Origin of the sequence: Pseudonocardia kujensis (assembly GCF_021283305.1) — a bacterium.
GTDB classification, from domain to species: Bacteria; Actinomycetota; Actinomycetes; order Mycobacteriales; family Pseudonocardiaceae; genus Pseudonocardia; species Pseudonocardia kujensis.
This window is the reverse complement of record NZ_JAJSOK010000003.1, coordinates 143,433-165,420: the sequence shown is the minus strand read 5'-3', so window position 1 is coordinate 165,420 and position 21,988 is coordinate 143,433. Positions and strand designations below refer to the sequence as shown.

General features: G+C 70.3%; 20 protein-coding genes. 16 read left to right on the top strand and 4 right to left on the bottom strand.

From position 1 onward, the window contains the following. Positions 1–66: 66 nt before the first annotated feature. Genes LWC35_RS03810 through LWC35_RS03780 form a run of 7 tightly spaced genes read left to right on the top strand, consistent with a single transcriptional unit; the run spans position 67 to position 7,863 of the window. Positions 67–1,008 (top strand): methylenetetrahydrofolate reductase, encoded by a 942-nt coding sequence (locus tag LWC35_RS03810; protein WP_232868469.1) that lies wholly within the window; start codon positions 67–69, stop codon positions 1,006–1,008. Beyond that, positions 1,005–1,886: a formyltetrahydrofolate deformylase gene (gene purU / locus LWC35_RS03805; RefSeq protein WP_232868468.1), complete on the top strand. Its 882-nt coding sequence runs from the start codon at positions 1,005–1,007 to the stop codon at positions 1,884–1,886. The genes LWC35_RS03810 and purU overlap by 4 nt, the downstream gene beginning before the upstream one ends. A 31-nt stretch (positions 1,887–1,917) precedes the next feature. After that, positions 1,918–2,793 carry a bifunctional methylenetetrahydrofolate dehydrogenase/methenyltetrahydrofolate cyclohydrolase FolD gene (gene folD / locus LWC35_RS03800; RefSeq protein WP_232868467.1) on the top strand — a complete coding sequence of 292 codons (876 nt, stop codon included), beginning with the start codon at positions 1,918–1,920 and terminating at the stop codon, positions 2,791–2,793. A 30-nt stretch (positions 2,794–2,823) separates the two neighbouring features. Further along, positions 2,824–3,669, top strand: a complete 846-nt coding sequence (gene folP, locus LWC35_RS03795) for a dihydropteroate synthase (protein ID WP_232868540.1) — start codon at positions 2,824–2,826, stop codon at positions 3,667–3,669. Next, on the top strand, positions 3,666–4,658 hold the full coding sequence (locus LWC35_RS03790; protein ID WP_232868466.1) for a substrate-binding domain-containing protein: 993 nt from the start codon (positions 3,666–3,668) through the stop codon (positions 4,656–4,658). Before folP ends, LWC35_RS03790 begins: the two co-directional genes overlap by 4 nt. Positions 4,659–4,666: 8 nt before the next feature. Beyond that, positions 4,667–6,070, top strand: a complete 1,404-nt coding sequence (locus LWC35_RS03785; RefSeq protein ID WP_232868465.1) for a bifunctional folylpolyglutamate synthase/dihydrofolate synthase — start codon at positions 4,667–4,669, stop codon at positions 6,068–6,070. Continuing rightward, positions 6,067–7,863 (top strand): chorismate-binding protein, encoded by a 1,797-nt coding sequence (locus tag LWC35_RS03780; RefSeq protein WP_232868464.1) that lies wholly within the window; start codon positions 6,067–6,069, stop codon positions 7,861–7,863. Before LWC35_RS03785 ends, LWC35_RS03780 begins: the two co-directional genes overlap by 4 nt. Here the strand turns inward: LWC35_RS03780 and LWC35_RS03775 are convergent. Together LWC35_RS03775 and LWC35_RS03770 are read right to left on the bottom strand one after the other, a co-directional pair. Then, the gene (locus tag LWC35_RS03775) at positions 7,820–8,302 is read right to left on the bottom strand and encodes a MarR family winged helix-turn-helix transcriptional regulator (RefSeq protein WP_232868463.1); all 483 of its coding nucleotides are present in this window, start codon (positions 8,300–8,302) and stop codon (positions 7,820–7,822) included. The two genes, LWC35_RS03780 and LWC35_RS03775, sit on opposite strands and share 44 nt — an antisense overlap. A 60-nt stretch (positions 8,303–8,362) precedes the next feature. Then, entirely contained in the window at positions 8,363–8,902 is a 540-nt protein-coding gene (locus tag LWC35_RS03770; RefSeq protein ID WP_232868462.1) for a flavin reductase family protein, read from the bottom strand. A 570-nt stretch (positions 8,903–9,472) separates the two neighbouring features. Between LWC35_RS03770 and LWC35_RS03765 the strand changes: the two genes are divergently transcribed. Genes LWC35_RS03765 through LWC35_RS03755 form a run of 3 tightly spaced genes read left to right on the top strand, consistent with a single transcriptional unit; the run spans position 9,473 to position 12,476 of the window. Then, a complete protein-coding gene (locus LWC35_RS03765) occupies positions 9,473–10,801 on the top strand; it encodes an MFS transporter (protein WP_232868461.1) in 1,329 nt (442 codons plus the stop codon). A gap of 23 nt (positions 10,802–10,824) precedes the next feature. Next, positions 10,825–11,658, top strand: a complete 834-nt coding sequence (locus LWC35_RS40110; RefSeq protein WP_308194456.1) for an NAD(P)-dependent oxidoreductase — start codon at positions 10,825–10,827, stop codon at positions 11,656–11,658. After that, positions 11,655–12,476 (top strand): N-acyl homoserine lactonase family protein, encoded by an 822-nt coding sequence (locus tag LWC35_RS03755; RefSeq protein ID WP_232868459.1) that lies wholly within the window; start codon positions 11,655–11,657, stop codon positions 12,474–12,476. The genes LWC35_RS40110 and LWC35_RS03755 overlap by 4 nt, the downstream gene beginning before the upstream one ends. Before the next feature lie 121 nt (positions 12,477–12,597). On the opposite strand, the gene LWC35_RS03750 is transcribed toward LWC35_RS03755, so the two are convergent. Beyond that, positions 12,598–13,374 (bottom strand): IclR family transcriptional regulator, encoded by a 777-nt coding sequence (locus tag LWC35_RS03750; protein WP_197040797.1) that lies wholly within the window; start codon positions 13,372–13,374, stop codon positions 12,598–12,600. A 54-nt stretch (positions 13,375–13,428) separates the two neighbouring features. After that, positions 13,429–14,193 (bottom strand): SDR family NAD(P)-dependent oxidoreductase, encoded by a 765-nt coding sequence (locus tag LWC35_RS03745; protein WP_232868458.1) that lies wholly within the window; start codon positions 14,191–14,193, stop codon positions 13,429–13,431. Between the two features lie 137 nt (positions 14,194–14,330). Here LWC35_RS03745 and LWC35_RS03740 point away from each other — a divergent pair, with 137 nt between their 5' ends. From LWC35_RS03740 to LWC35_RS03715, 6 genes are all read left to right on the top strand, one after another. Beyond that, a complete protein-coding gene (locus LWC35_RS03740) occupies positions 14,331–15,935 on the top strand; it encodes a phytoene desaturase family protein (protein WP_232868457.1) in 1,605 nt (534 codons plus the stop codon). Continuing rightward, positions 15,932–16,915 carry a substrate-binding domain-containing protein gene (locus LWC35_RS03735; RefSeq protein ID WP_232868456.1) on the top strand — a complete coding sequence of 328 codons (984 nt, stop codon included), beginning with the start codon at positions 15,932–15,934 and terminating at the stop codon, positions 16,913–16,915. Before LWC35_RS03740 ends, LWC35_RS03735 begins: the two co-directional genes overlap by 4 nt. A 183-nt stretch (positions 16,916–17,098) precedes the next feature. Beyond that, the gene (locus LWC35_RS03730; protein ID WP_081924555.1) at positions 17,099–18,130 is read left to right on the top strand and encodes an LLM class flavin-dependent oxidoreductase; all 1,032 of its coding nucleotides are present in this window, start codon (positions 17,099–17,101) and stop codon (positions 18,128–18,130) included. Continuing rightward, complete coding sequence (locus tag LWC35_RS03725; RefSeq protein WP_232868455.1) at positions 18,130–19,608, top strand: aldehyde dehydrogenase family protein; 1,479 nt, start codon at positions 18,130–18,132, stop codon at positions 19,606–19,608. The genes LWC35_RS03730 and LWC35_RS03725 overlap by 1 nt, the downstream gene beginning before the upstream one ends. Before the next feature lie 14 nt (positions 19,609–19,622). After that, complete coding sequence (locus LWC35_RS03720; RefSeq protein ID WP_232868454.1) at positions 19,623–20,975, top strand: aminomethyl transferase family protein; 1,353 nt, start codon at positions 19,623–19,625, stop codon at positions 20,973–20,975. Positions 20,976–21,043: 68 nt separating this feature from the next. Next, entirely contained in the window at positions 21,044–21,775 is a 732-nt protein-coding gene (locus LWC35_RS03715; protein ID WP_232868453.1) for a class II aldolase/adducin family protein, read from the top strand. Positions 21,776–21,988: the final 213 nt, after the last annotated feature.

The following is a 21,988-nucleotide window of genomic DNA, read 5'->3' as shown; positions in this document are numbered from 1 at the left end:
CTCTTCGACACGCAGCTGTGCCGGCCTCGTTCCTCCGGCAGCGCGCATCCGACGGAAAGGAAGACGATGGCCGACGAGAGTGGCCGGGGCGGCGCCGTGGTCGGCACCGGGCGCAGGCCTCGGGCCCGACGGTCCGACGACGCGCTCGCGCAGGCGCTGACCGACGCGAGCTACGAGATCCTTCCGTTCAAGGGCACCGAGGAACAGGTGCTCGAGCACGTCCCGACGAGCGTGCGACTGACGGTGACCGCCACCGAGGCCAAAGGCCTCGAACCGACCATCGAGCTGGCGGCGCGCCTCGCGGCCCGCGGCTACCGCACGGCGCCGCACCTGGTGGCGCGCCTGGTGGAGGATGCCGCCCACCTCGACGCGATCGTAGGTCGGCTCGCCGAGGCCGGGGTGGAGGGCGTGTTCGTCGTCGGTGGCGACGCCGACCGGCCGACCAGCACCTACCCCGACGCCCTCGCCCTGCTCGAGGCCCTGGAGGCGCGCGACCACCCGTTCACCCGGATCGGGATCGGCGGCTATCCGGAGGGCCACGGGCACATCCCCGCGGAGGCGATCGAGCGAGCGCTGGGGGACAAGGCCCGCCACGCGAACCTCCTGATCTCACAGCTGTGCTTCGCACCCGCGACGACCGTCCGCTGGGCGCGGTCGCTGCACGAGCGCGGCATCGAGCTGCCGATCCGGGTCGGCGTGCCGGGTCCGGTGAGCCGGCAGAAGCTCGTCCGGATCTCCGCCGGGCTCGGCCTCGGGCAGTCCGCCCGCTTCCTGCGCAAGCAGCAGAGCATGCTGTGGCGGTTCTTCCTGCCGGGCGGCTACTCGCCGGACCGGCTCGTGTCGGGCCTCGCGCCCGCCATCGGCCGGTCGGACAACGGGATCAAGGGCTTCCACTTCTTCACCTTCAACGAGCTCGCGAAGACCGAGGCCTGGCGGCAGTCCCGTCTGGCGGAGCTGCCCCCGGCCACCGCGTCCGTCCGTCACCGACCGTCCGAGGGGATCCAGTGAACCCGTCCACCACCGACCGGCCGACCGGGCCGTGCGTGCTGACCCTGTCCTGCCCGGACGTCCCGGGCATCGTCCGCTCGGTCTCCGGGTTCCTGTTCGACCAGGGTCATACGATCCTCGAGAGCCAACAGTTCAGCGACCCCGAGAGCGGGACGTTCTTCCTGCGCGTCGGGTTCGCGCCCGCGGACGGCGGGGGAGCCGAGGTCGAGCCGCTGCGTGCCGCGTTCGCCGACGTGGCGACCGAGTACGCGATGACCTGGAAGATCGTGTCCGCGGACGAGCCGACGCGCGTGCTGGTCATGGTCAGCCGGGAGGCGCACTGCCTCAACGAGCTGCTGTTCCGCAACAGCGTCGGCGATCTCAACCTGGACGTTGCGGCTGTCGTGTCGAACCACACCGACCTGCGCCACGTCGCGGAGCGCTTCGAGGTGCCGTTCCACCACATCCCCGTCACTGCCGCGACCAAGCGGGAGGCCGAGGCGGCCCTGCTCGACCTGGTGGCGGACCTGGGCGTCGAGCTGGTCGTCCTCGCCCGCTACATGCAGATCCTCAGCGACGACCTCTGCAAGCAGCTCGAGGGGCGGGCCATCAACATCCACCACTCGATGCTGCCGAGCTTCAAGGGCGCCCGGCCCTACCACCAGGCCCACCAGCGGGGGGTCAAGGTCATCGGGGCGACCGCGCACTACGTCACCTCCGACCTCGACGAGGGCCCCATCATCGAGCAGCAGATCGCCGAGGTGAACCACGCGATGAGTCCGGCGGCGCTCGTCGCGCGGGGCCGGGGAACCGAGGCGCGGGCGCTCCTGCACGCCGTCCGCTGGCACACCGAGAACCGGGTCCTGCTCAACGGCGGCCGCACGGTCGTGCTCCGGTGAGCCCCGCCCCACGACGGAAGGGAGGCCGCGCATGACCGGCCCGCACGGTTCCACCGGCGCCGTCGTCATCGACGGCAAGGCCTCCGCGGCCCAGGTGCGCGAGGAGGTGGCGCGCGACGTCGCGGCACTGGTCGCCGAGACCGGCCGACGGCCGGGGCTCGCCACGGTGCTCATCGGCGCCGACCCCGCGTCCGAGGTCTACGTACGGAACAAGCGCACCGCCTGCCGGGCCGCCGGGATGGAGGACCTCCACCGCCACCTGCCCGCCGACGTCTCGCAGGAGGTGGCGAAGAAGGTCCTCGACGAGCTCGCCGCCGACGACAACGTGAGCGGGATCCTGCTGCAGCTGCCGCTCCCGAACCACCTGGACCGGCGGGCGCTGCTGGACCGGATCCCGGCCGAGAAGGACGTCGACGGGCTGACCGTGCAGAGCGCGGGCCTGCTCGCGCTGGGGCGCGACGGGCTGCGCCCCTGCACCCCCGCCGGGGTGCTCCGGCTGCTCGACGACCACGCGATCCCGCTGCGCGGTGCCGAAGTGGTCGTCGTCGGCCGGTCGGAGCTGGTCGGGCGGCCCCTGGCGCAGCTGCTGACGGCCCGGGACGCCACCGTCACCCTCTGCCACTCCCGCACCGTGGACCTGGCGGCGACGTGCCGCCGGGCGGACGTGGTCGTCGCGGCCGTGGGGGTGCCTCGGCTGATCGGGGCCGACGCCGTGCGGCCTGGTGCCGTCGTCATCGACGTCGGCATCCACCGCGAGGCGGGCGGCCTGTGCGGGGACGTCGACTTCGGTCCTGTCGCGGAGCGGGCGGGCCACATCTCGCCCGTGCCCGGCGGCGTCGGTCCGATGACCATCGCGATGCTGCTGGCCAACACCGCGCTCGCCGCCCGCCGACAGTTCGGCGGCTGAGCCGTGCGCGCCGACGGCGGCTGCCGGGTCATGGGGATCCTCAACGTCACGCCGGACTCCTTCTCCGACGGCGGCCGCTTCGCCACCGCCGAGCAGGCCGTCGCCACGGGCATCGCGTTGGCCGAGCAGGGCGCCGACGTCGTCGACGTCGGGGGCGAGTCCACCCGGCCGGGCGCCGGGCGCGTGTCGCCCGAGGAGGAGCTCCGCCGCGTCCTGCCGGTGGTCGCCGGCCTGACCGCGGCCGGGGTGCCCACGAGCATCGACACGACCCGGGCGAGCGTCGCGCGGACGGCGGTCGACGCCGGGGCGCGGCTGGTCAACGACGTCAGCGGCGGGCTCGCGGACCCGGCGATGGCCCGGGTCGTCGCCGAGACCGGGGTGCGTTGGGTGCTGATGCACTGGCGCGGGCCGAGCCGGACCATGGCCGCCCGCGCCCGCTACTCCGCCGACGTCGTCGGCGACGTCCTCGACGAGCTCTCCGCCCGCCTCGACGCGGCGAGCGCCGCGGGCGTGGCGGCCGAGCAGCTGCTCGTCGACCCCGGCCTCGGGTTCGCCAAGCGCACCGAGCACGACCTGGCCGTGCTGCGCGGCCTGCACCGGATCGTCGCGCTCGGTCCGCCGGTGCTGCTCGGCGCCTCCCGCAAGCGCTTCCTGGGCAGCGTGCTGGCCGAACCGGGCCGGGAGCCGCCCCCGCCCGCCGCCCGGGACGCGGCGACGCTCGCGACCTCCGTGCTCGCCGCGCGGGCGGGAGTCTGGGGTGTGCGGGTCCACAACATCGGCGCTACCGCCGACGCCCTCCGGCTGGTGTCCGCGCTGGAGCGACACCACGACGCGCTCGACCCCGGTCGGCGCACGACGCAAGGAGCATCCCGATGACCCGACTGCGCCTGACGATGGCGATCGGCGCCTACGACCACGTCCGCGACCTCGCCACCGGGGCCGTGCGCTGCGAGGGCGTGGACCTCAACGTCCTGGAGATGCCGGTGGAGGAGATCTTCCACCGCTTCATCGCCCACCGGCAGTTCGACGTGTCCGAGGTGTCGATGGGCAAGTTCTCGGCGCTGCGCGCGGCCGGGGACGACAGCCTGGTCGGGCTGCCGGTGTTCCCGTCGCGGATGTTCCGGCACTCGTCGATCTATGTGCGGCGCGACTCCGGGCTGACCGACCCGGCCCGGCTCGCCGGCCTGCGGGTGGGGATCCCGGAGTGGGCGCAGACGGCCGCGGTGTACAGCCGCGGGCTTCTGCAGCACCGCTACGGCGTGGACCTGTCGTCGATCACCTGGGTGCAGGCCGGGGTGAACCAGCCCGGGCGCCGCGAGAAGGTGGCGCTGTCCCTGCCCGGGGGCATCGTCGTCGAGCGCCGCCCAGGCGACACGCTCACCGGCCTGCTGGTCGACGGCGAGGTCGACGCCGTGCTCTCCGCGCACGCCCCGGACTGCTTCTTCGACCGGCCCGACGTGATCACCCGGATGTTCGAGGACTCCCGCGAGGTGGAGCAGGAGTACTTCGCGGGCACCGGAATCTTCCCGATCATGCACGCCGTGGCCGTGCGACGCGACCTGGTCGAGGCGAACCCGTGGCTGCTGAGCTCGCTGTACAAGGCGTTCATCGAGGCCCGCGACCGGAGCCTCGCACGGGCGCGGGAGAGCTCGGTGTCGTTCTGGCCGCTCCCGTGGGCGGCCTCGCACGTCCGCGAGGTCGAGCGCGTCATGGGCACCGAGGAGCTGTGGCCCTACGGGATCGAGGCCAACCGCCGGACCCTGGACGCCTTTCTGCAGTTCGGTCTCGAGCAGGGGGTGCTCGGCGCGCCCCTCGACGCGGCGGACATGTTCGCGTCGGCCGTCGACGACCTGTTCCGGATCTGAGCAACGCGATGCTCGACGGGACTGGCGGGGTCCCGGCGGCAGGCGGCACCCGCACGGACGAGACGGCGCAGCGCTACCGCGACGCCGTTCGCTACCTCTACGCCCTCACCCCCGCAGCACCCGCCGGCGGCGCGGGCAGGCCGGTGGGGACCGCCCGGGCCCGCCGGCTCCTGCGTCTGCTCGGCGACCCCCAGGAGGCCGCCCCGGCGGTCCACGTGGCGGGCACGGCGGGCAAGGGGTCGGTGTGCACCTTCGTCGCGGAGCTCCTGCGCGCTCACGGGTTCACGGTCGGCAGCCACCTGTCCCCCCACGCCTACAGCCTGCGGGAGCGCTTTCGCATCGACGGCCGACCGGCCTCGCGCGAGCTCCTCGTCGCCGAGCTCGACCGGGTCCGCCCCGCGGTCGCGGCGCTGGAGCGGTCGGGCCACGGGCGGCCGAGCTTCTTCGAGGTCACCAACGCGGTGGCGTTCGGGCTGTTCGCGGACCGCGTCGACTACAGCGTCATCGAGACCGGCATCGGCGGGCGGCACGACTCGACGAACGTCATCGGGCGCCGGGACAAGCTCGCCGTCCTCACCGCGATCGGCCTCGACCACACCGAGGTGCTGGGGGAGGACCTGCCGGGAATCGCCGCGCAGAAAGCGGGCATCATCGCCCACGGCGGTCGAGTCGTCAGCGCAAGAAACGGGCCCGAGATCGACGAGGTCGTCGCCGGTACCGCGGCCCGGCGGCGGGCGGGCCTCGCGGTCGTCGACACCGCGGCGGCCGTGGGCGCAGCCGTGACCGAGCGGCACACGACCGTCCTGCGGACCGCGGACGGCGGCCGCCTCCCGCTCGGCCTGACCGGCCGACACCAGGCCGGAAACGCCCTGCTCGCGCTGCGGGCGGTGGAGGAGCTCGCCTGCCGCGACGGGTGGTGGATCGATGCCGACGCCGTGCGCCAGGGCCTTGCGCGCGCTGCGCTACCGGGCCGGTTCGAGCGCCGCAGCTACGCCGGCCGGACGATCGTCGTCGACTGCGCCCACAACGCGATGAAGCTCGCCGCCGTCGCCGAAACTCTGGCGCAGGTGGACCCCGGGCGGCGCGCGACCTGGGTGCTCGCGCTCAAACCGGACAAGCGGCTCGACGAGGCGGTGCGGGCGATGGCGCCTGCCGCCGGTCTCGTGGTCGCGACCGAGTTCGCGACCGAGGGCGGCGACCACCCGCCCGTCCGCTCCCGTCCGGCCGACGAGGTCGCGGCCGCGGCCCGGGCCGCCGGGCTGCGCGCCGTCGTGGAGCGGGACCCGGTCGTCGCTCTCGCTCGGGCGTGCGCCGCGACCGCGCCCGAGGTGCCGCTGGTGGCGGGCGGGTCGTTCCACCTGCTCTCGGCGCTCCACGACGTCACGGAGCCTGCCGCGGCGAGCACCGGGTGACCGGCGCGCGGTTCGACGACCTGCAGGCGGGCCGCGGGCTGCGGTTCGGCGCACCCGAGCGGTGTCTGGTCGCCCGGCGGCCTGAGGAGGTCGTGCCGGTGCTGGCCGCCGTCGCCGAGGCGACGGAGCGCGGGGCCTGGGCCTACGGGTACGTCGCCTACGAGGCGGCGGCGGGGCTGGGTACCGGGCTCGCGGTGACCCCGCCGGATCCCGCAGGACCGCCGCTGGTGTTCTTCGGCGTGACCGGGCCCCCGGAGTCCGTCCCGGTCGTCGCGGGCCGCCTGGGCGACGGGTACCGCGCGGCCTGGACCCCGGACTGGACCTCGGCCGGCCACCGCCGGGCGGTCGACGCCGTCCGCAGCCGCATCGCCGCGGGCGAGACCTATCAGACCAACCTCACCGTACGTATGCGCGGACAGGTCGCCGGGGACCCGGCGGCGCTCTACCGCGACCTCGCGCTCGCCCAGCGCGGCTCCTACAACGCCCACCTCGACCTCGGGCGGTTCGCCGTGGTGAGCGCGAGCCCTGAGCTGTTCTTCGAGCGCCGCGGCGACGACGTGCTGATGCGGCCGATGAAGGGCACGGCGGCTCGCGGCCAGAGCGCCGCGGAGGACCTGGCCCGGACCCGTTGGCTACGGGCGGACCCCAAGGAGCGTGCCGAGAACGTCATGATCGTCGACCTGCTGCGCAACGACGTCTCGCAGGTCGCCGAGGTGGGTACCGTCCGGGTCCCGCGGCTGCTCACGGTCGAGCGGTACGGGACCGTGCTGCAGATGACCTCGGACGTCACCGCCACCGTGCGCCCCGGTACCGGGCTGGTCGAGCTGTTCACCGCCCTGTTCCCCTGCGGCTCGGTGACGGGCGCGCCGAAGCCGTCGACCATGGCCCTGATCGCCGAGCTCGAGGACACCCCGCGCGGGGTCTACTGTGGCGCGATCGGCTGGGTCGGCCCCGCGTCGGAACCCGTCAGGGCGCGTTTCGGCGTCGCGATCCGCACCGCCGTCGTCGACACGCTGACCGGAGCGGCCGAGTACGGCACGGGCAGCGGCGTCACCTGGAGCTCGAGCCCCGCCGCCGAACACCGCGAGGTGCTCACCAAGACCTCCATCCTGTCCGGGCGCGAAGAGCTGCACCTGATCGAGACGATGCGACTGGTACCCGGCCGCGGGTTGCGCAACCGGGAGCTGCACCTGCGGCGGCTGGCCGCCTCGGCTGAGGAGCTCGGCTTCGCCTTCGACCGCGAGCACGTCGAGACCCGCCTGGTCGAGGGCCTGCGCGGCGAGGGTGACGAGCCGCGGCGTGTGCGGCTGCGGCTGTTCCGGGACGGCCATGTCGGCATCGACCTCGCCCCGGCGCCGACCTGTGGGACGCCGCTCACCGTGGCCGTCGACGACGACCCGGTGGACCCGACCGCCTGGTGGTTCCGTCACTCGACCTCCTGGCGCGAGGAGTACCGGCGCCGACGTCTGCGCCGGCCCGACGTCGACGACGTCGTCGTCGTCGACCGCGCCGGGGAGGTCGTCGGGGCGACCCGCGCAACGGTCGCCGTGCGCCGCGACGGGCGGTGGTGGACGCCCCCGCTGCGCAGCGGGTGCCTGCCCGGCACGGAGCGGGCCCGGCGGATCGCCGCCGGCCTGCTGCACGAACGGGTCCTGACCCCCCCGGACCTCACGTCCGCCGAAGCAGTGGTCCTGCTCACCTCGCTGCGCGGCGCGTGCCCGGCGCGGGTCGAGCCCCGGCGGGCGCCGGTCAGGGATCGACGGGGTCGTGGTGCGCCCGCACGAGGATGTTGAGGATCCTGAGCAGCTCCCGGCGATCCCGCTCGTCGAGGTCCGCGATGAGCTGCTCGCTCACCGTCGAGGCGGCGGGGAGTGTGGCGAAGAGCAGGTCGCGCCCGCGCGGGCTGAGCCGCAGGACGTTCCGCCGGGTGTCCTCGAAGTCCCGCATCTTCACCACGAGCCCGGCGCGGACGAGCCGGTTCACGATCTGGCCGATCGTGGTGCGGTCCATCCCGATGTGGTCGCCGAGGGTCTTCTGGTCGATGTTCGGCCGCAGCTGCAGGACATTGAGCACCGCGAACTGCGAGGACGTCAGGTCCGCCTCGACGTTCTTCGACCAGAGGAGCTTGTGGGCCTGCTGGAGCCTGCGGATGAGGTGGCCCGGGTGGTCGCCCAGCTGCAGCGGTTCGACCCGACCCTCGTCTCGAGCGGTCCCCGCGGCATCCCCCAGCACACTGCGCAGTGTAGGAGTCCGCGGCGTGGACGGGGGTGCCGCACCGCGACCGTACAGCCGTCAGACGGCCGTAGACCGCCGCCGCAGGGCCGGGAACTCGCCGTCGAGGAAGATCAGGGGCTCGGTCGCGAGGTCGTGGCCGACCTCGATGAGCTCCAGCACCACCACGGCGTGGTCGCCGACCTCCATCTCCGCCGAGATCCGACAGTCCAGCCAGGTCATCGCGTACTTCACGAACAGCGCACCCTCGGCGGTCTCGTACAGGTCCAGACCGCGGAACCGGTCGGCCGCGGGCCCGGCGATCCGGGTGCACACCGCCGCCTGCCCCTGCCCGAGCACGGATACCCCGATCCGGGGCGCCGTGCGCAGCATCGGCCAGGTGGTCGATTCCTTCCGGCACGAGAATGTGATCATCGGCGGGTCGAAGGACGCCCCCACCGCCAGCGACGTCGCCACCAGGCCGATCGGCCGTCCGTCGACCACGGCACAGAGGGCGCCGACGGCCGCCGCGTAGCGGCCGAAGACGGTGCGCACCTCCGCCGATCCCGGTAGCGCGGGAGCGAGCGCGTGCACACCCTTGCCGAATCCGTTGCTCGTCATCTGCTCACCTCGGGGCACTCGTGGCGGCGGTGGGACCGCGCGGGGGACGTTCGGTGCACGGCGTAGAAGGTGCGTGCGGGGGCCGTGGTGCTGCGGGGACCTGCTCTCGCACCGCGGTCGAAAGAGACCGCCGGAGAACCTTGACAGACAGGCTTACCTGTCGCAAGTCTCTTCCCGTGCCAGTCGAAGCGACTCGATGACGACAACTGAGGAGGCGCCCGCGTGAGAGGCTGCGCGCTGCCCGACGACCTGGGTCCAGAGCAGATGACCGCCTCAGACCACTGCTGCGCAGCCGCTGGCGGTCGACCGGGCCTGGACGTTCGAACCGGGTGTCGACACCTCGGCCCGCCCACTGGCGTCCGGGCGCTGCCGGCGATGTTCCATTCCGCTCTTTCCCTTTGGAGCGATCTGAGGCACACTTCATCCGGCAGATGCTCAGTACGCTGAGTACCTAGCGGAGAGTGATCACCGTATGGCGCCGGAGTGGGCGTCGGTCACGGGTTCGGCGGATCGAGCTCGCCGAAGGAAGATGGCCCGCTGGCCCTGTCTTGACCGATCAAAGGAGATTCGATGGACACCGTTTCCGGCTCGGCGGGTGAGACGCGGGCGGCCGACACCGCCGACTCCGCCAAGGCGTCGAAGGTGGCTTTCGCCGGCCTCATCGGCACCTCGATCGAGTGGTACGACTTCTTCATCTACGGGACCGCCGCCGGCCTGGTGTTCGCGCCACAGTTCTTTCCGAGCGTATCGCCGACGGTCGGCACCCTGGCCGCCTTCTCCACCTTCGCCGTCGGCTTCGTCGCCCGTCCCATCGGAGCGGCGGTGATGGGTCACGTCGGAGACCGCATCGGGCGCAAGCGGATCCTGCTGCTGTCCGTGCTGATGATGGGGCTGGCCACCTTCGCGATCGGCTTGCTGCCCACCTACGCCACGATCGGCATCGCCGCCCCGCTCATCCTGGTCGTGCTGCGCTTCCTGCAGGGTTTCGCGGTGGGCGGCGAGTGGGGCGGTGCGGTCCTCATGTCGCTCGAGCACGCGCCGCCGAACCGCCGGACGCTCTACGCCGCCTTCCCCCAGATCGGGCTACCGATCGGCATCTTCCTCTCGAGCGGGGTCTTCCTCATCGTCCGGCTCTCGACGAGCGCTGAGGCGTTCGCCGCCTGGGCGTGGCGGATTCCCTTCCTGCTCAGCGTGGTGCTCGTCGGGGTGGGCCTGTTCATCCGCGTTCGCATCGGGGAGAGCCCGGAGTTCGCGGAGGTCAAGGAGCGCGGCGAGGTACGCAAGATGCCGCTGGTCGATGTGGTGCGCAGGCACCCGGGCTCGCTGCTGCTCGCCACCGGCGTCAACATCGGCTGCTCGGGGCTCGGCAACATCCTGCTCGTCTTCAGCGTGAGCTACGTGGCCCTCAAGAAGCTGGCCTCGCCGAGCGCGATGCTCGCCATCGTGGTGATCACCTCCGTCGCCTGGGCGGCGGCGGTCTATGCGGGTGCGTCGCTGGCCGAGCGGGTCGGGCGGAAGCGCGTGGTGATGACCGCGAGCGCGATCTGGGTCGTGTGGGCGTTCGTCTTCTACGCCCTGATCGACACGGGCTCGGTGGTGCTCATCGGCGTGTCCTGCGTGGTTCTCGGAATCCTCATCGGCGTGGGCAACGGGCCCGTTCCCGCACTCGTCGCCGAGACCTTTCCGGTCGCGGTCCGCTTCAGTGGCGCCTCCGTCACCTACGGGCTCGGCGGAATCTTCGGCGGCGCTTTCGCGCCGATCATCGCGACGGCCCTCTACGGCGGTTTCGCGACCTCCATCCCATTGTCGATCTATGCAGCTGTACTCGCGTTGGTCACCCTTGTCTCCGCGGCGCTCATCCGCAGTTTGCGAACCGATTCCCCGACCGGTTCCGTGTAGCTCGCCGCAGGGAGGGCAGCGCAGTGACTTTCGGAGGAATACACGTCGGATTCGTCGGTCTCGGCGACCAGGGGCTGCCGATGGCCGTTGCCGTCGCCGAGGCCGGGTTCACGCTCCACACCTGGGACCGGCGGCCGGAGGCGCTCGACGGGCTTCGCGACGTCCCCCACGTCCGACACGGCTCGGCGGGCGAGCTCGCTGCCGCGTCGGAGGTGGTCGGGCTGTGCGTCAGCACCGACGAGGACGTGCTCGAGGTGGCAGGCCTCCTCCTGCCGGGCCTGCGGGCGGGGTCGGTGCTGGTGAACCACGGCACCGGGACGCCCGCCAATGCCGTCCGGCTCACCGAGTCCTGTGCGGCGGCCGGTGTGCACGTCCTCGACGCCCCGGTGAGCGGCGGCCGTGCCGCCGCCCGCGAGCACCGGCTCACGACGATGGTCGGCGGGCCCCCGGATGTCGCTGCGCGCTGCGAACCGGTCTTCAGGTCCTTCTCCCGGCATGTGGTCCACCTGGGCGGGGCCGGGGCCGGACAGACCGCCAAGTTGTTCAACAACACCCTCCTGATGATGAACCAGGCGAACATCGCCGAGCTCGTCGAGATCGCGGACCGAATGGGGCTGCAACCGCGGCGCCTCGTCGAGGTGCTGAAGCTCGGCAGCGCGTCGAGCGTCGCGCTGACTCTGCTCAACACCATGGTGACCCCGGAGACCGTCGAACACCTCGCGGCCGTCGAGGCCTTCGACATGGAGATCTTCGACGAGGCGATGCGCGACGCCGGGGTGGCGGCCGACGACGTCACCCGGCGCGCGAGCGCGGGCGCCCGCGAGCTGCCGGCCCTGGTGAAGCGGCTCGCGCCGTGATCTGGGCGCTCGAGTACGCGGTGACCCGTGCGCACTCCGACATGTCCATCCTCTACGGGGCCGAGGGCGGCTCGCGCGAGTTCCCGTTCTGCTACTACGTCGTCCGGGACGGGGACCGCGTGGTCATGGTCGACTGCGGGTTCGACGACAACGCCTACACCCGGGGCCTGATGGCCGACCTGGGGATCAGCGGCTTCCAGCCCGTGGACGTGGTGCTTGCCCGGATCGGCCTCGCCCCGTCCGACGTCACCGACGTCGTTCTCACCCACCACCACTTCGACCACGCAGGCGCCGTCGAGATGCTGCCTTCGGCCACGGTGTGGATCCAGGAGCGGGAGGTCGAGGACTGGACGGTGAAGTGGACCGCTTCCCCGCGCCTCGAATGGCTGCGCGCGGGTCTCGACCCCGACACCGGGCCCACCTTGGCCCGCCTACGCGCCGCGGGCAGGCTTCGGCTGGTCGACGGCGCCGCGCAGGTCACCCCGCGCGTCGCCGTGCGCCCCGCGTTCACCAGTCACACTGAGGGATCGCAGTACGTCGTCCTGACCGGCGCAGACGGGCGCCCGTGGGTCGTCGCGGGCGACGTCGCCTATGTGTACGAGAACCTCGGCGGGCTCGACGGCACGCAACCCCTGGTGCCGATCGGTCGCGTCCAGGGCAGCGTCGAGCGCTGCCTCCGGGTGACCGAGGAGATGCTCGAGCTCGTCGGCGAGAACGTCCGCCGGGTTCTCCCGATGCACGAGGCGCGGCTGTGGGACCAGTTCCCCTCCACGAGGCACGACGGCGGCCTGCACGTCGCGGAGATCGAGAAGTGCTGACCGTTGCAGCCGCCACCATGGTTCGGGGGATCTGCGCGGCGGACGCACGACCCTGACGACTCGCTGCCGCCGAGCGCGACGCGGGCCCCCGCGACAGCCGGGACCCGGACGACGAAGGGTCTCAGAGGGGGAGCAGACGGGAGAGCCGACCGGCGGCCCGCACGAGGGACGCGGCGATATCGGGAATCTGGTGCTCGTCGAAGCGGGCCAGAGGGGCGGCGATGGCGATCGCACTCACGATCTTCCCGGTGCTGCTGCGTACGGGGGCGGCCACGGTGGCGACCTCTGGCTCGCTCTCTCCCATGCTCGCGGCGTACCCCGCAGTCCGCGCGGCGGCGAGCAACTCGTCGAGCTGTGCGCGTGTGGAGACCGTCCGGGGGGTCAACGGTTCCAGTCGGGTGTGTGGGTAGAGGCGGTGGACCTCCTCGAGATCGACCTCGGAGAGCAGGACACGCCCGGCCGCGGTGGCGTAGGCCGGGCGCGTCATGCCGGCACGCCCCCCGACTCGCACCGCCCGCTCGGTGACCACCGACTCGAGGAAGACGATGTCGGTACCGCGCAGGACGCTGAGGTGAACGGTCTCGCCCAGCTCAGCGACCAGGTCGGTCATGACGGGCCTGGCCAAGGTCGCGAGATCGTGACCCCGGGCGAGCGAGATCGACAGGGCCACGAGCGCAGGTCCGACCCGGTACGTCCGCGTCTCCCTGTCCTGCTCGACGAAGCCATGGGCCTGCAGGATCTGGAGGAGGCGATGAGCGGTCGATCGTGCGACGCCGAGGTGCCGACTGACATCGGTCACCCGGAGTTGCTGCTGGTCTCCCAGCATCGATACGAGCTTGAGGGCGTTGTCCGCCGATCCGTTGGTGGAGCCGGCGACGGGGGAGTCGGCTTCGGCCACTTCAGCAATTCTCCCGTCCATCATGGTGAAGCTAGTCCATGGTCACTCAGGTGCTCAGACGAACTCGGTCCCTCCGTCGACGACGACCGTCTGGCCGGTGATCATGCGAGACGCATCGGACGCGAGGAAGACCGCTGAGCCACAGATGTCTGCTGAGGTGATCCTTCGTGGGATGGATTGGCTCGCGATGGTCTTCTCGACCGCCTCCGGGCGTGCCGAGTCTCGTGGAATCCCCGTCTCGACCGAGCCGGGCATGATCGCGTTGACCGTCACCCCGGACGAGCCGAGCTCGCGCGCCAGCGAGCGCGTCATGCCGACCAGGGCGGCCTTCGACGTGACGTAGTGGAGGTAGTTCGGTCGCCCACCTAGGACCGTCGCCGAGGAGATGTTGATGATCCTTCCGGCCTGCTGTCGGCGCATGACCGGGGCGACGGCCTGACAGCACAGGAACACCCCGGTCACGTTCACGTCCATGACGGTCCTCCATTCCGCGGAGTCGATTTCCTCGAACGGTCGCATGATGAGCGAAGAGAACACGGCCGCCCCGTTGACCAGTACGTCGATGCGACCGAACTCGCCCACGGCGGCCTCCATCATGCTCTGCACGGCGCCCTCGTCCGTGACGTCCACCCCGACGCCCAGTGCGACTCCGCCCCCATCGCAGAGCTCGGTGGCGACGTTCTTCGCGTTCGCCTCGTTCAGGTCGGCGACCACCACCTGAGCGCCTGCCTCGGCGAACGAGCGGGCGAACTCGCTGCCGATGCCCTGGCCCGACCCCGTGATGATCGCGGTCTTGCCCGTCAGAACCTCACTCGCCATGAATGGTGCCTTCCTTGATGTCTGTCGGCGGGGCTCTGTTGACCTGCCCCGCTCGGGTGCCTACTGTGCCATCTGTTCGACAGGATGGACAAGAGTTCCGCAAGTCCGAACAGTCAGCTCACTGAGGGAGTGTGGCGATGCCGACTAGCTACGACGGTGTGATCGTCGGAGCGGGACACCACGGTTTGATCCTGGGGACCTATCTCGCCAAGCTCGGTCTCCGGATCGCGATCGTCGAGCGGCGGCTCCAGTACGGCGGGGGGCTGAGCACGACCGAGCCCGGGCCTCCCGGCTTCTACCAGAACCCGCATTCGATCAACCACTTCAACATCACCGAGTCGCCGTGGTATCGCGATCTGGGCCTGTGGGAGTCGGTGCGTTACGTGACGCCGCAGTACGAGTTCGCGCAGCCTCACCTGGACGGCACTTCGCTCGTCATCTCCCGCGACGTGGAGGAGACGATCGCGTCGATCGCGAGGTTCTCGAAGAAGGACGCGGAGACGTTCCGGGAGTGGAACCTCCGCGCCGAGCGGATCAGCGACGCCATCTTTCTGGCGGAGCGCTACTCGGAGCCGCTCCCGGAGAAGGAGCGGGATGCGCTGCTGTCGCAGAGTGCGCTCGGCCGGGACTTCTTGGAGATCGTCGAGCGTCAGCCGCTCGAGCTGGTCAAGGACCTGTTCGAGCACGAGAAGGTACAGCTGCTCATGCTGTTCAAGCTCTCGCTGTTCGGCACCGTCCTCTACGACGCGGTGACGAAGCGGAGCCCGATGGGCGCCGCGGTGCGCGGCTTCGACCTCTCGGCGGGCTACCAGGTCTGCGTCGGCGGGAGCTGGAACCTCGCCCGAGGGTTGATGGAGGAGTTCATCCGCTCCGGTGGCCACTTCGCGAACAAGGCCGAGGTCGAGCGCATCATCGTCGACGGCGGTCGGGCCACGGGTGTCCAGCTGACCGATGGTACGACGGTCGGTGCTGAGCAGTTCGTCGCGAGCTGTGTCGACGTCCCGCAGACCTGGAACAAGCTCGTGGGACGGGAGCAGCTGCCCGCCGAGTTCCTCCGCAAGGTCGACGGCTTCAAGCACACGGCCTGGGGGCTCTTCGGGGTCCACCTCGCGCTGACCGAGGCGCCGCGGTACGTGGGATCAGAGTTCAACCCCAACATCAACCACGCACTGAAGTACAACATCGGTGCGGAGACGATGGAGGAGCTGTTCACGCTGCACCAGCAGGTCGCGGAGGGACGAGTCCCGGACCTGGTGTCGTTCGGCTCCGGAAGCATCACGCAGTTCGACCCCTCCCAGGCGCCGAACGGTGGCAGCACCGCCTACGCCTGGTACGCGGTTCCCTACGCCCCGGGCGGCGATCCTGAGAACATCGAGCCGCTCAAGGCCGAGATCACGCAGAAGATCATCGCCAAGTGGCGCGAGTACGCGCCCAACCTCACCGACGACACCATCGTCGACGCATGGTGCTACACGCCGAACGACTACACCAAGGAAATCGTCAATATGGTCGACGGTGACATCTTCGTCGGCTCACTCGCCGGCGACCAGACCATGTGGAACCACTTCGGGTACCGGACCCCCATCCCCAACCTCTACATGGCGGGTTCGGCGACGCATCCCGGCGGCGGGATCTCCGGTGGTGCCTCCTACATCGTGTCCGGGATCATCGCCGAGGACCTCGGCCTCACGCCCTGGTGGACGCCGGTCGACGTCCGCAAGGCGATGGAGGCGGCTCAGTGAGTCGGCTGGGTGTCACGTTCGCGTGCCAGCAGTACGACCGGATGCAGGCCCTGGCGGACGGCACCGTGGAGGTGCGCGGCGTCGACCTGAACTTCCTGCCGCTGCCGGTCGAGGAGACCTTCTACCGGATGATGCGTTTCCGCGAGTTCGACGCCGCGGAGATGTCCCTCTCCAGCTTCCTCATGACGGCACCCGACGGGCCGTTCGTCGCGATCCCGGTGTTCCCGTCACGCTCCTTCCGCCACAGCGGCGTGTACGTCCGCGAGGACTCGACGGCGCGGACCCCGGGTGACCTGACGGGCGGCCGGATCGGTGTCCCGGAGTTCCAGATGACGGCCGCGGTCTGGATCCGCGGCATCTTCGAGGAACGCCACGGCTTGCCCATGACGAAGGTGAGCTACCGGACCGGGGGTTTGGAGAGCCCCGGCCGCACCGAGAAGGTGGAGCTCTCGCTACCGGCCGAGTTCGACGTCGTTCCGCTCTCGGCGGACCGTACCCTCACCCAGGCGCTGATCGACGGTGAGATCGACGCGCTGTACTCAGCGCGGACACCGAGCGCGATGGGGCCCGCCGGTCCGCTGCGCAGGCTGTTCCACGACCCGGAGAGCGTCGAACAGCAGTATCTGGCCGACACGGGGATCTTCCCGATCATGCATGTCGTGGTGATCCGGCGCGACGTGTACGAGCGCCAGCCGTGGCTCGCGCAAGAGCTCTACCGGGCGTGTTCTCTGAGCAAGGAGATCGCCCGCGCGAAGCTGTCCGAGCTGGCCGCACTCACCTCGATGCTGCCCTGGCCCTACCCGCAGGACGCCTTCATGCAGCAGCATCTGGGCGCCGACTGGTGGTCCTACGGCTACGAGGCCAACGCCGCGACGCTCGAGACGTTCACGCGCTACTCCCGCAGCCAGGGGCTCGCCGTCCAAGCCCCCGAGCCTGCACATCTCTTCGCCCCCGAGACGCTCGAGACGTTCGTCATCTGATGCCGGCGGGTCCGTCCCCCTCACACGACCGCCTCCGGGCGGCCCCACCTCACAAAGGAGTCAGCAGTGGCCAACGGCTTGTCCACTCGCGCAGACGAACTGCGCGACGCCCGGCACCCGGTATTCAGCGAACGGAAAGTACGCCTGGGAACGTTCGGGACGAACGTCAGCGGCGGCTGTGCGATGTCCACGGTCGACGGTGTGTTCGACGGCAGCTGGGATGCTGGCCTCAGCCTGGCTCGGCTCGCCGACGACATGGACTTCGAGGCCATCGTGCCCGTCGGCCGCTGGCGCGGGTTCGGAGGCGAGACCAACTTCAACGGAGAGCAGCAGGAGCCCTACGCCTGGGCCGCCGGAGTGGGCGCAGCGACGGAGAAGGCGGGGGTCTTCGTCACCTCGCACGTGCCTACCGTGCACCCGCTCTTCGCCGCGAAGCAGCTCACGACCATCGACCACATCTCCCACGGTCGTGCCGCGCTGAACATCGTCGCCGGATGGAACTCCGACGAGATGGCTATGTTCGGCATCGAGCAGCGCCCCCACGACGAGCGGTACGACGTCGCCCAGGAGTGGGTCGACGTGATGATCAAGCTGTGGGAGCACGACGGACCGATCGACTTCCAGGGCAAGTACTTCGACCTGAAGAAGGCCGAGATCTCTCCCGGCCCCGTTCAGCGACCCCGCCCGGTGCTCATGAACGCCGGAGGCTCGGGCGCAGGGATGCACTTCGGCGCCCGCAACTGCGACGTGATCTTCGTGCAGCCCGGCCTCGGTGAACAGCCGATCGAGGAGGTGAAGGCGAAGATCGACACGTTCAAGAAGCTCGCGCGCGACGAGTACGGCCGCGAGATCCTCGTCTGGACACTCGCCTACGTCGTCCAGGAGGACACGGAGACGGAGGCCAGACGCTTCCTCGACCACTACGTCCAGGAGAAGGGTGACTGGACCGGGGCGGAGAACCTCGTGCGCAGCATGGGCATCGGCGACAACCAGTCGATCCCTGCCGAAGTCATGGAGGCGATGAAGTACCACTTCATCGCCGGTTGGTCAGGACGTCCCATCGTGGGCACGAGCGAGATCGTCGCGGAGAAGCTGATCGAGCTCGCCGACATCGGCGCCGACGGCGTCCTCCTCTCCTGGCCCCGATACCTGGAGGACATGGCCAAGTTCCAAGAACAGACCCTTCCACTCCTCGTCGAGGCAGGTGCTCGCTGATGCGAACCGAGGCAGAAAACCAGAAGCGCGTCTCCGAGCTGCTCGCCCGAGAGTGGCGCATGCTCATCAACGGCGAGCTCGTCCCGGCACCCGAGGGGCGCACCCTCGAAGTGACCAGCCCGTTCACCGAGCAGGTCATCGCCTCCGTGCCGGACGCGACGACCGACCAGGTCGAAGAGGCCGTACAGCGCGCCGACGCTGCATTCCCGGAGTGGCGTGACCGCGGCCCCGTCGCACGCGCCGAGCTCGTCCGCAAGCTCGCAGACGTCGTCGAAGAGCACCTCGACGACCTCGCCCTGCTCGACGCGATCGACGGCGGCGCTCAGATTCGGGTGATGGCGGGCGACGTTCGCGCTGCGGCAACGATCGCGCGGTACTTCGCAGGCCTGGCCCTGGAGATCAAGGGCGAGTCGGTGCCTGCGACACCCACCGGCGTCCACTTCACCTCCCGCATGCCCTGGGGCGTGGTAGCCAAGATCATTCCCTTCAACCACCCGCTCCTGTTTGCCGTAAGGAACATCGCGGCCCCCCTGGTGGCGGGTAACTGCGTCATCCTCAAGCCTTCCGAGATCACGCCGCTGTCCGCGCTTCTCCTCGCGGAGCTGGCGAAGGACGTCTTCCCGCCCGGTGTGTTCCAGATCGTGCTCGGGAACGGACCTGACGTGCCCCGCACCCTCGTCCGGCACCCGCTGATCAACCGCATCGGCTTCACCGGGAGCGAGCCGACCGGGCAGAGCATCCTGCGCGACACCGCCGACACCGGTTTCAAGGAGGTGACGGTCGAGCTCGGTGGCAAGAACGCGCTCATCGCCTTCCCTGACGCGGACCCGGCCAAGGTCGCGGCGGGTGCGGTCAAGGGCATGAACTTCACCTGGTCCGGGCAGTCCTGTGGGTCCACCTCACGACTGCTGGTGCACGAGTCCATCGCGGACCAGGTGCTCAAGGAGATCGGAGCGCTACTGGCCCGCCACACGATCGGCAGCCCCCTCGATCCGGAGATGGACCAGGGCCCGCTGGTCAGCAAGAGGCAGTACGAGAAGGTCCTGGACTTCATCGCCCGGGCCACCGACGACGGCGCTGTCGTTGCCGCCGGAGGCGGAAGGCCCGCCGAGCACGACACCGGCTACTTCATCGAGCCGACCATCCTCGACAACGTCGACCCGGCGTCGCACGTCGCGACCGAGGAGATCTTCGGCCCGGTCCTCTCGGTCATCAGATGGGGTGACGCGGACGACCCGGTGGCGATCGCGAACTCCGTCCGGTTCGGGCTCACCGGCAGTGTCTACACCAACGACCTGAGGGTCGCGCACCGCACCGCTCAGCGGCTCGAGACGGGGACGGTGTGGATCAACGACGCGGGCCCGCACTACCTCGGCATGCCGTTCGGCGGATTCAAGTCCTCCGGCCTCGGCCGCGAGGAGTCGCTCGACGAGCTGCTGAGCTACACGCAGCTCAAGTCGATTCACATCCTGACCTGAGGAGGACCACAACGATGGCAGGCGAGAGCCTCGAAGCCAAGATCGCTCGACTGGGTGGCCCCGTCCGCATGCTGCGGCATGCTCCGCACGGGCCGTTCAAGTCCAAGTACCCGCTCGTGCACTCGAACTGGCAGGAGGAGCAGGAGGCCATCTCGAAGACGGCCGTCCTGTTCGACCAGTCCCACCACATGACCGATGTCCGCTTCCGCGGCCCCGACGTCACCAGGCTGTTGACAGACACTGGGACGAACAGCTTCGCCACCTACGGCCCTGGTAAGGCGAAGCATCTCGTGGTGTGTACCGAGGGCGGCCTCATGGTCGGCACGACCGTGCTGTTCGGCCTCGGCAAAGAGGAGGCGAGCCTGGTCGGACCTGCAGGAGCCGCCAACTGGGTGCAGTTCCAGGCAGAGACCGGAGGCTATAACGTCGAGGTCCTACGCGACGAGCGCACCGAGGACAACGTCACCGGCCGTCGGCTCTACCGGTACGAGATCGGTGGCCCCGAAGCATGGAACATCCTCGAGAAGGTGAACGGGGGAGCTCTGCCCTTCCCCAAGTTCTTCACCATGACGGAGCTGACGATCGCCGGCCGCCGCGTGCAGGGTCTGTTCCACACCGTCATCGGGAAGCCTGGCTCCGACTCGAAGGGCATGGAGATCTTCGGGCCGGCCGAGGACGGGCCTGCCGTGCTGGACGCGCTGCTCACGGCGGGCGCGGAGTTCGGACTGGTCCGCGCAGGTGGCATCGCCTACTACACAGGAGCCACAGAAACGGGCTACCCGGCCCAGCCTCTGCCCGCCATCTACACCAGCGAACGCACGAAGGCGTTCCGGGAGTGGCTGCCTGGTGACTGGTACGAGGGGAAGCTGTCAATCGGCGGCAGCTACGCATCCGAGAACGTCGAGGACTACTACGTCTCCCCGTACGACTTCGGATACGGACACCTCGTGCGGTTCGACCACGACTTCATCGGCCGCGAGGCGCTCGAGAGAGACGTGGACCGCCCGCACCGCAAGAAGGTGTGGCTCATCTGGAACGACGACGACGTCGTCGATACCTACCGCAGCTCACTGTTCGACGGGGAGAACCGAGCGAAGTCGCTGGAGACGCCGCTCCCGAGATACGCCCGTGTGCCAGCCGATGCCGTGATGATCGGCGATCGCCGGGTCGGAATGTCGACCATGGCCGCCTACACCGTGAACTTCGGCTGCTGGTTCTCCGTCGCCCTCCTCGACGAGGCCGAGGCCCGCGACGGCGCCGAGGTCACCCTGCTGTGGGGCGAGGAGGACGGAGGTACCGGCAAGCGGAACGTCGAATACCACCGGCAGCGGCCCATCCGGTGCACGGTCCGGACCGAACGCCGCTGACTTGACAGGTATGACTGTCTAAAGAACAGTGCCACGTAAGGAAACCGGATCGATGGAGGAGGCGGTTCATGGGGGTGTCGGCGCTGCCGTCGGAGCTGGCGGCAGACCTTGTAGCGGCCAACAGAATCCTGGCCATGGAGGGAGTGGTCGACGCGTTCGGGCACGTCAGTGTCCGTCATCCGGACGACGCGAACGTCTACGTGATCGGTCGCTCGCTCAGTCCGGAGCAGATGACCGCGGGTGACCTGCAGGCGTTCTTCCTCGACGGCGAACGCGCCGATGACGACGACCGCGTGCCCTACGCGGAGCGGGCGATTCACGGGGCGGTATACGAGGCTCGCCCGGACGTCGCGGCGATCTGCCACAACCATTCGCCCTCGGTGATCCCGTTCGGTGTCACCGGTGTCCCGCTGAGGCCCATACTGCACACGGCCGCACTGCTCGGGGCGGATGTTCCGGTTTGGGACATCCGCGACGGCGATGGCGACACGGACATGCTGGTGCGCTCGATGGCGTCCGGGCGCTCACTGGCGACGGCGCTGGGCACTGCTCGGGTGGCCTTGATGCGTGGACACGGGAGCGTGGTAGCGGGGCGGAGCCTGCGGGAGATCGTCACGACCGCGATCTACATGGAGCAGAACGCTGCCCTACAGCTGCAGGCGATGGCCCTGGGGCAGGTCACGTACCTGACCGATGGTGAGATCGAGCGCGCGGGCGAGATGCTGCGCAGTCCGGTGGCGATCGATCGAGCTTGGGCCTGCTGGGCCGGTCGGGCGGCGATGGCGAACCAAGCAGCATAGCCGGCGCCCGGGCCGACACTCGGCCTTCCGCTTCGGCAGCATCTGAGGCACGCTCGCTCCCGAGGCCCGATGCTCAGCACGCTGAGCATCGGGCCTGGAGAGGGTTGTCGGGAAGTGCGCGACGAGGCGCGACGACAGGCGGCTCGAGCTGCTCTGATGCCTCTCGGCCCGCGCCGCCGCGGCCGCCGGCGACCGGGTGGCCGGCGCCCAGGC

What these genes read in the sequence shown, in the direction of transcription:
- LWC35_RS03810 (WP_232868469.1), top strand. Translation starts at nt 67, where the DNA reads ATGGCCGACGAGAGTGGCCGGGGCGGCGCCGTGGTCGGCACCGGGCGC.
- folD (WP_232868467.1), top strand. Translation starts at nt 1,918, where the DNA reads ATGACCGGCCCGCACGGTTCCACCGGCGCCGTCGTCATCGACGGCAAG.
- folP (WP_232868540.1), top strand. Translation starts at nt 2,824, where the DNA reads ATGGGGATCCTCAACGTCACGCCGGACTCCTTCTCCGACGGCGGCCGC.
- LWC35_RS03790 (WP_232868466.1), top strand. Translation starts at nt 3,666, where the DNA reads ATGACCCGACTGCGCCTGACGATGGCGATCGGCGCCTACGACCACGTC.
- LWC35_RS03785 (WP_232868465.1), top strand. Translation starts at nt 4,667, where the DNA reads ATGCTCGACGGGACTGGCGGGGTCCCGGCGGCAGGCGGCACCCGCACG.
- LWC35_RS03770 (WP_232868462.1), bottom strand. Translation starts at nt 8,902, where the DNA reads ATGACGAGCAACGGATTCGGCAAGGGTGTGCACGCGCTCGCTCCCGCG.
- LWC35_RS03765 (WP_232868461.1), top strand. Translation starts at nt 9,473, where the DNA reads ATGGACACCGTTTCCGGCTCGGCGGGTGAGACGCGGGCGGCCGACACC.
- LWC35_RS03745 (WP_232868458.1), bottom strand. Translation starts at nt 14,193, where the DNA reads ATGGCGAGTGAGGTTCTGACGGGCAAGACCGCGATCATCACGGGGTCG.
- LWC35_RS03740 (WP_232868457.1), top strand. Translation starts at nt 14,331, where the DNA reads ATGCCGACTAGCTACGACGGTGTGATCGTCGGAGCGGGACACCACGGT.
- LWC35_RS03730 (WP_081924555.1), top strand. Translation starts at nt 17,099, where the DNA reads ATGTCCACGGTCGACGGTGTGTTCGACGGCAGCTGGGATGCTGGCCTC.
- LWC35_RS03725 (WP_232868455.1), top strand. Translation starts at nt 18,130, where the DNA reads ATGCGAACCGAGGCAGAAAACCAGAAGCGCGTCTCCGAGCTGCTCGCC.
- LWC35_RS03720 (WP_232868454.1), top strand. Translation starts at nt 19,623, where the DNA reads ATGGCAGGCGAGAGCCTCGAAGCCAAGATCGCTCGACTGGGTGGCCCC.
- LWC35_RS03715 (WP_232868453.1), top strand. Translation starts at nt 21,044, where the DNA reads ATGGGGGTGTCGGCGCTGCCGTCGGAGCTGGCGGCAGACCTTGTAGCG.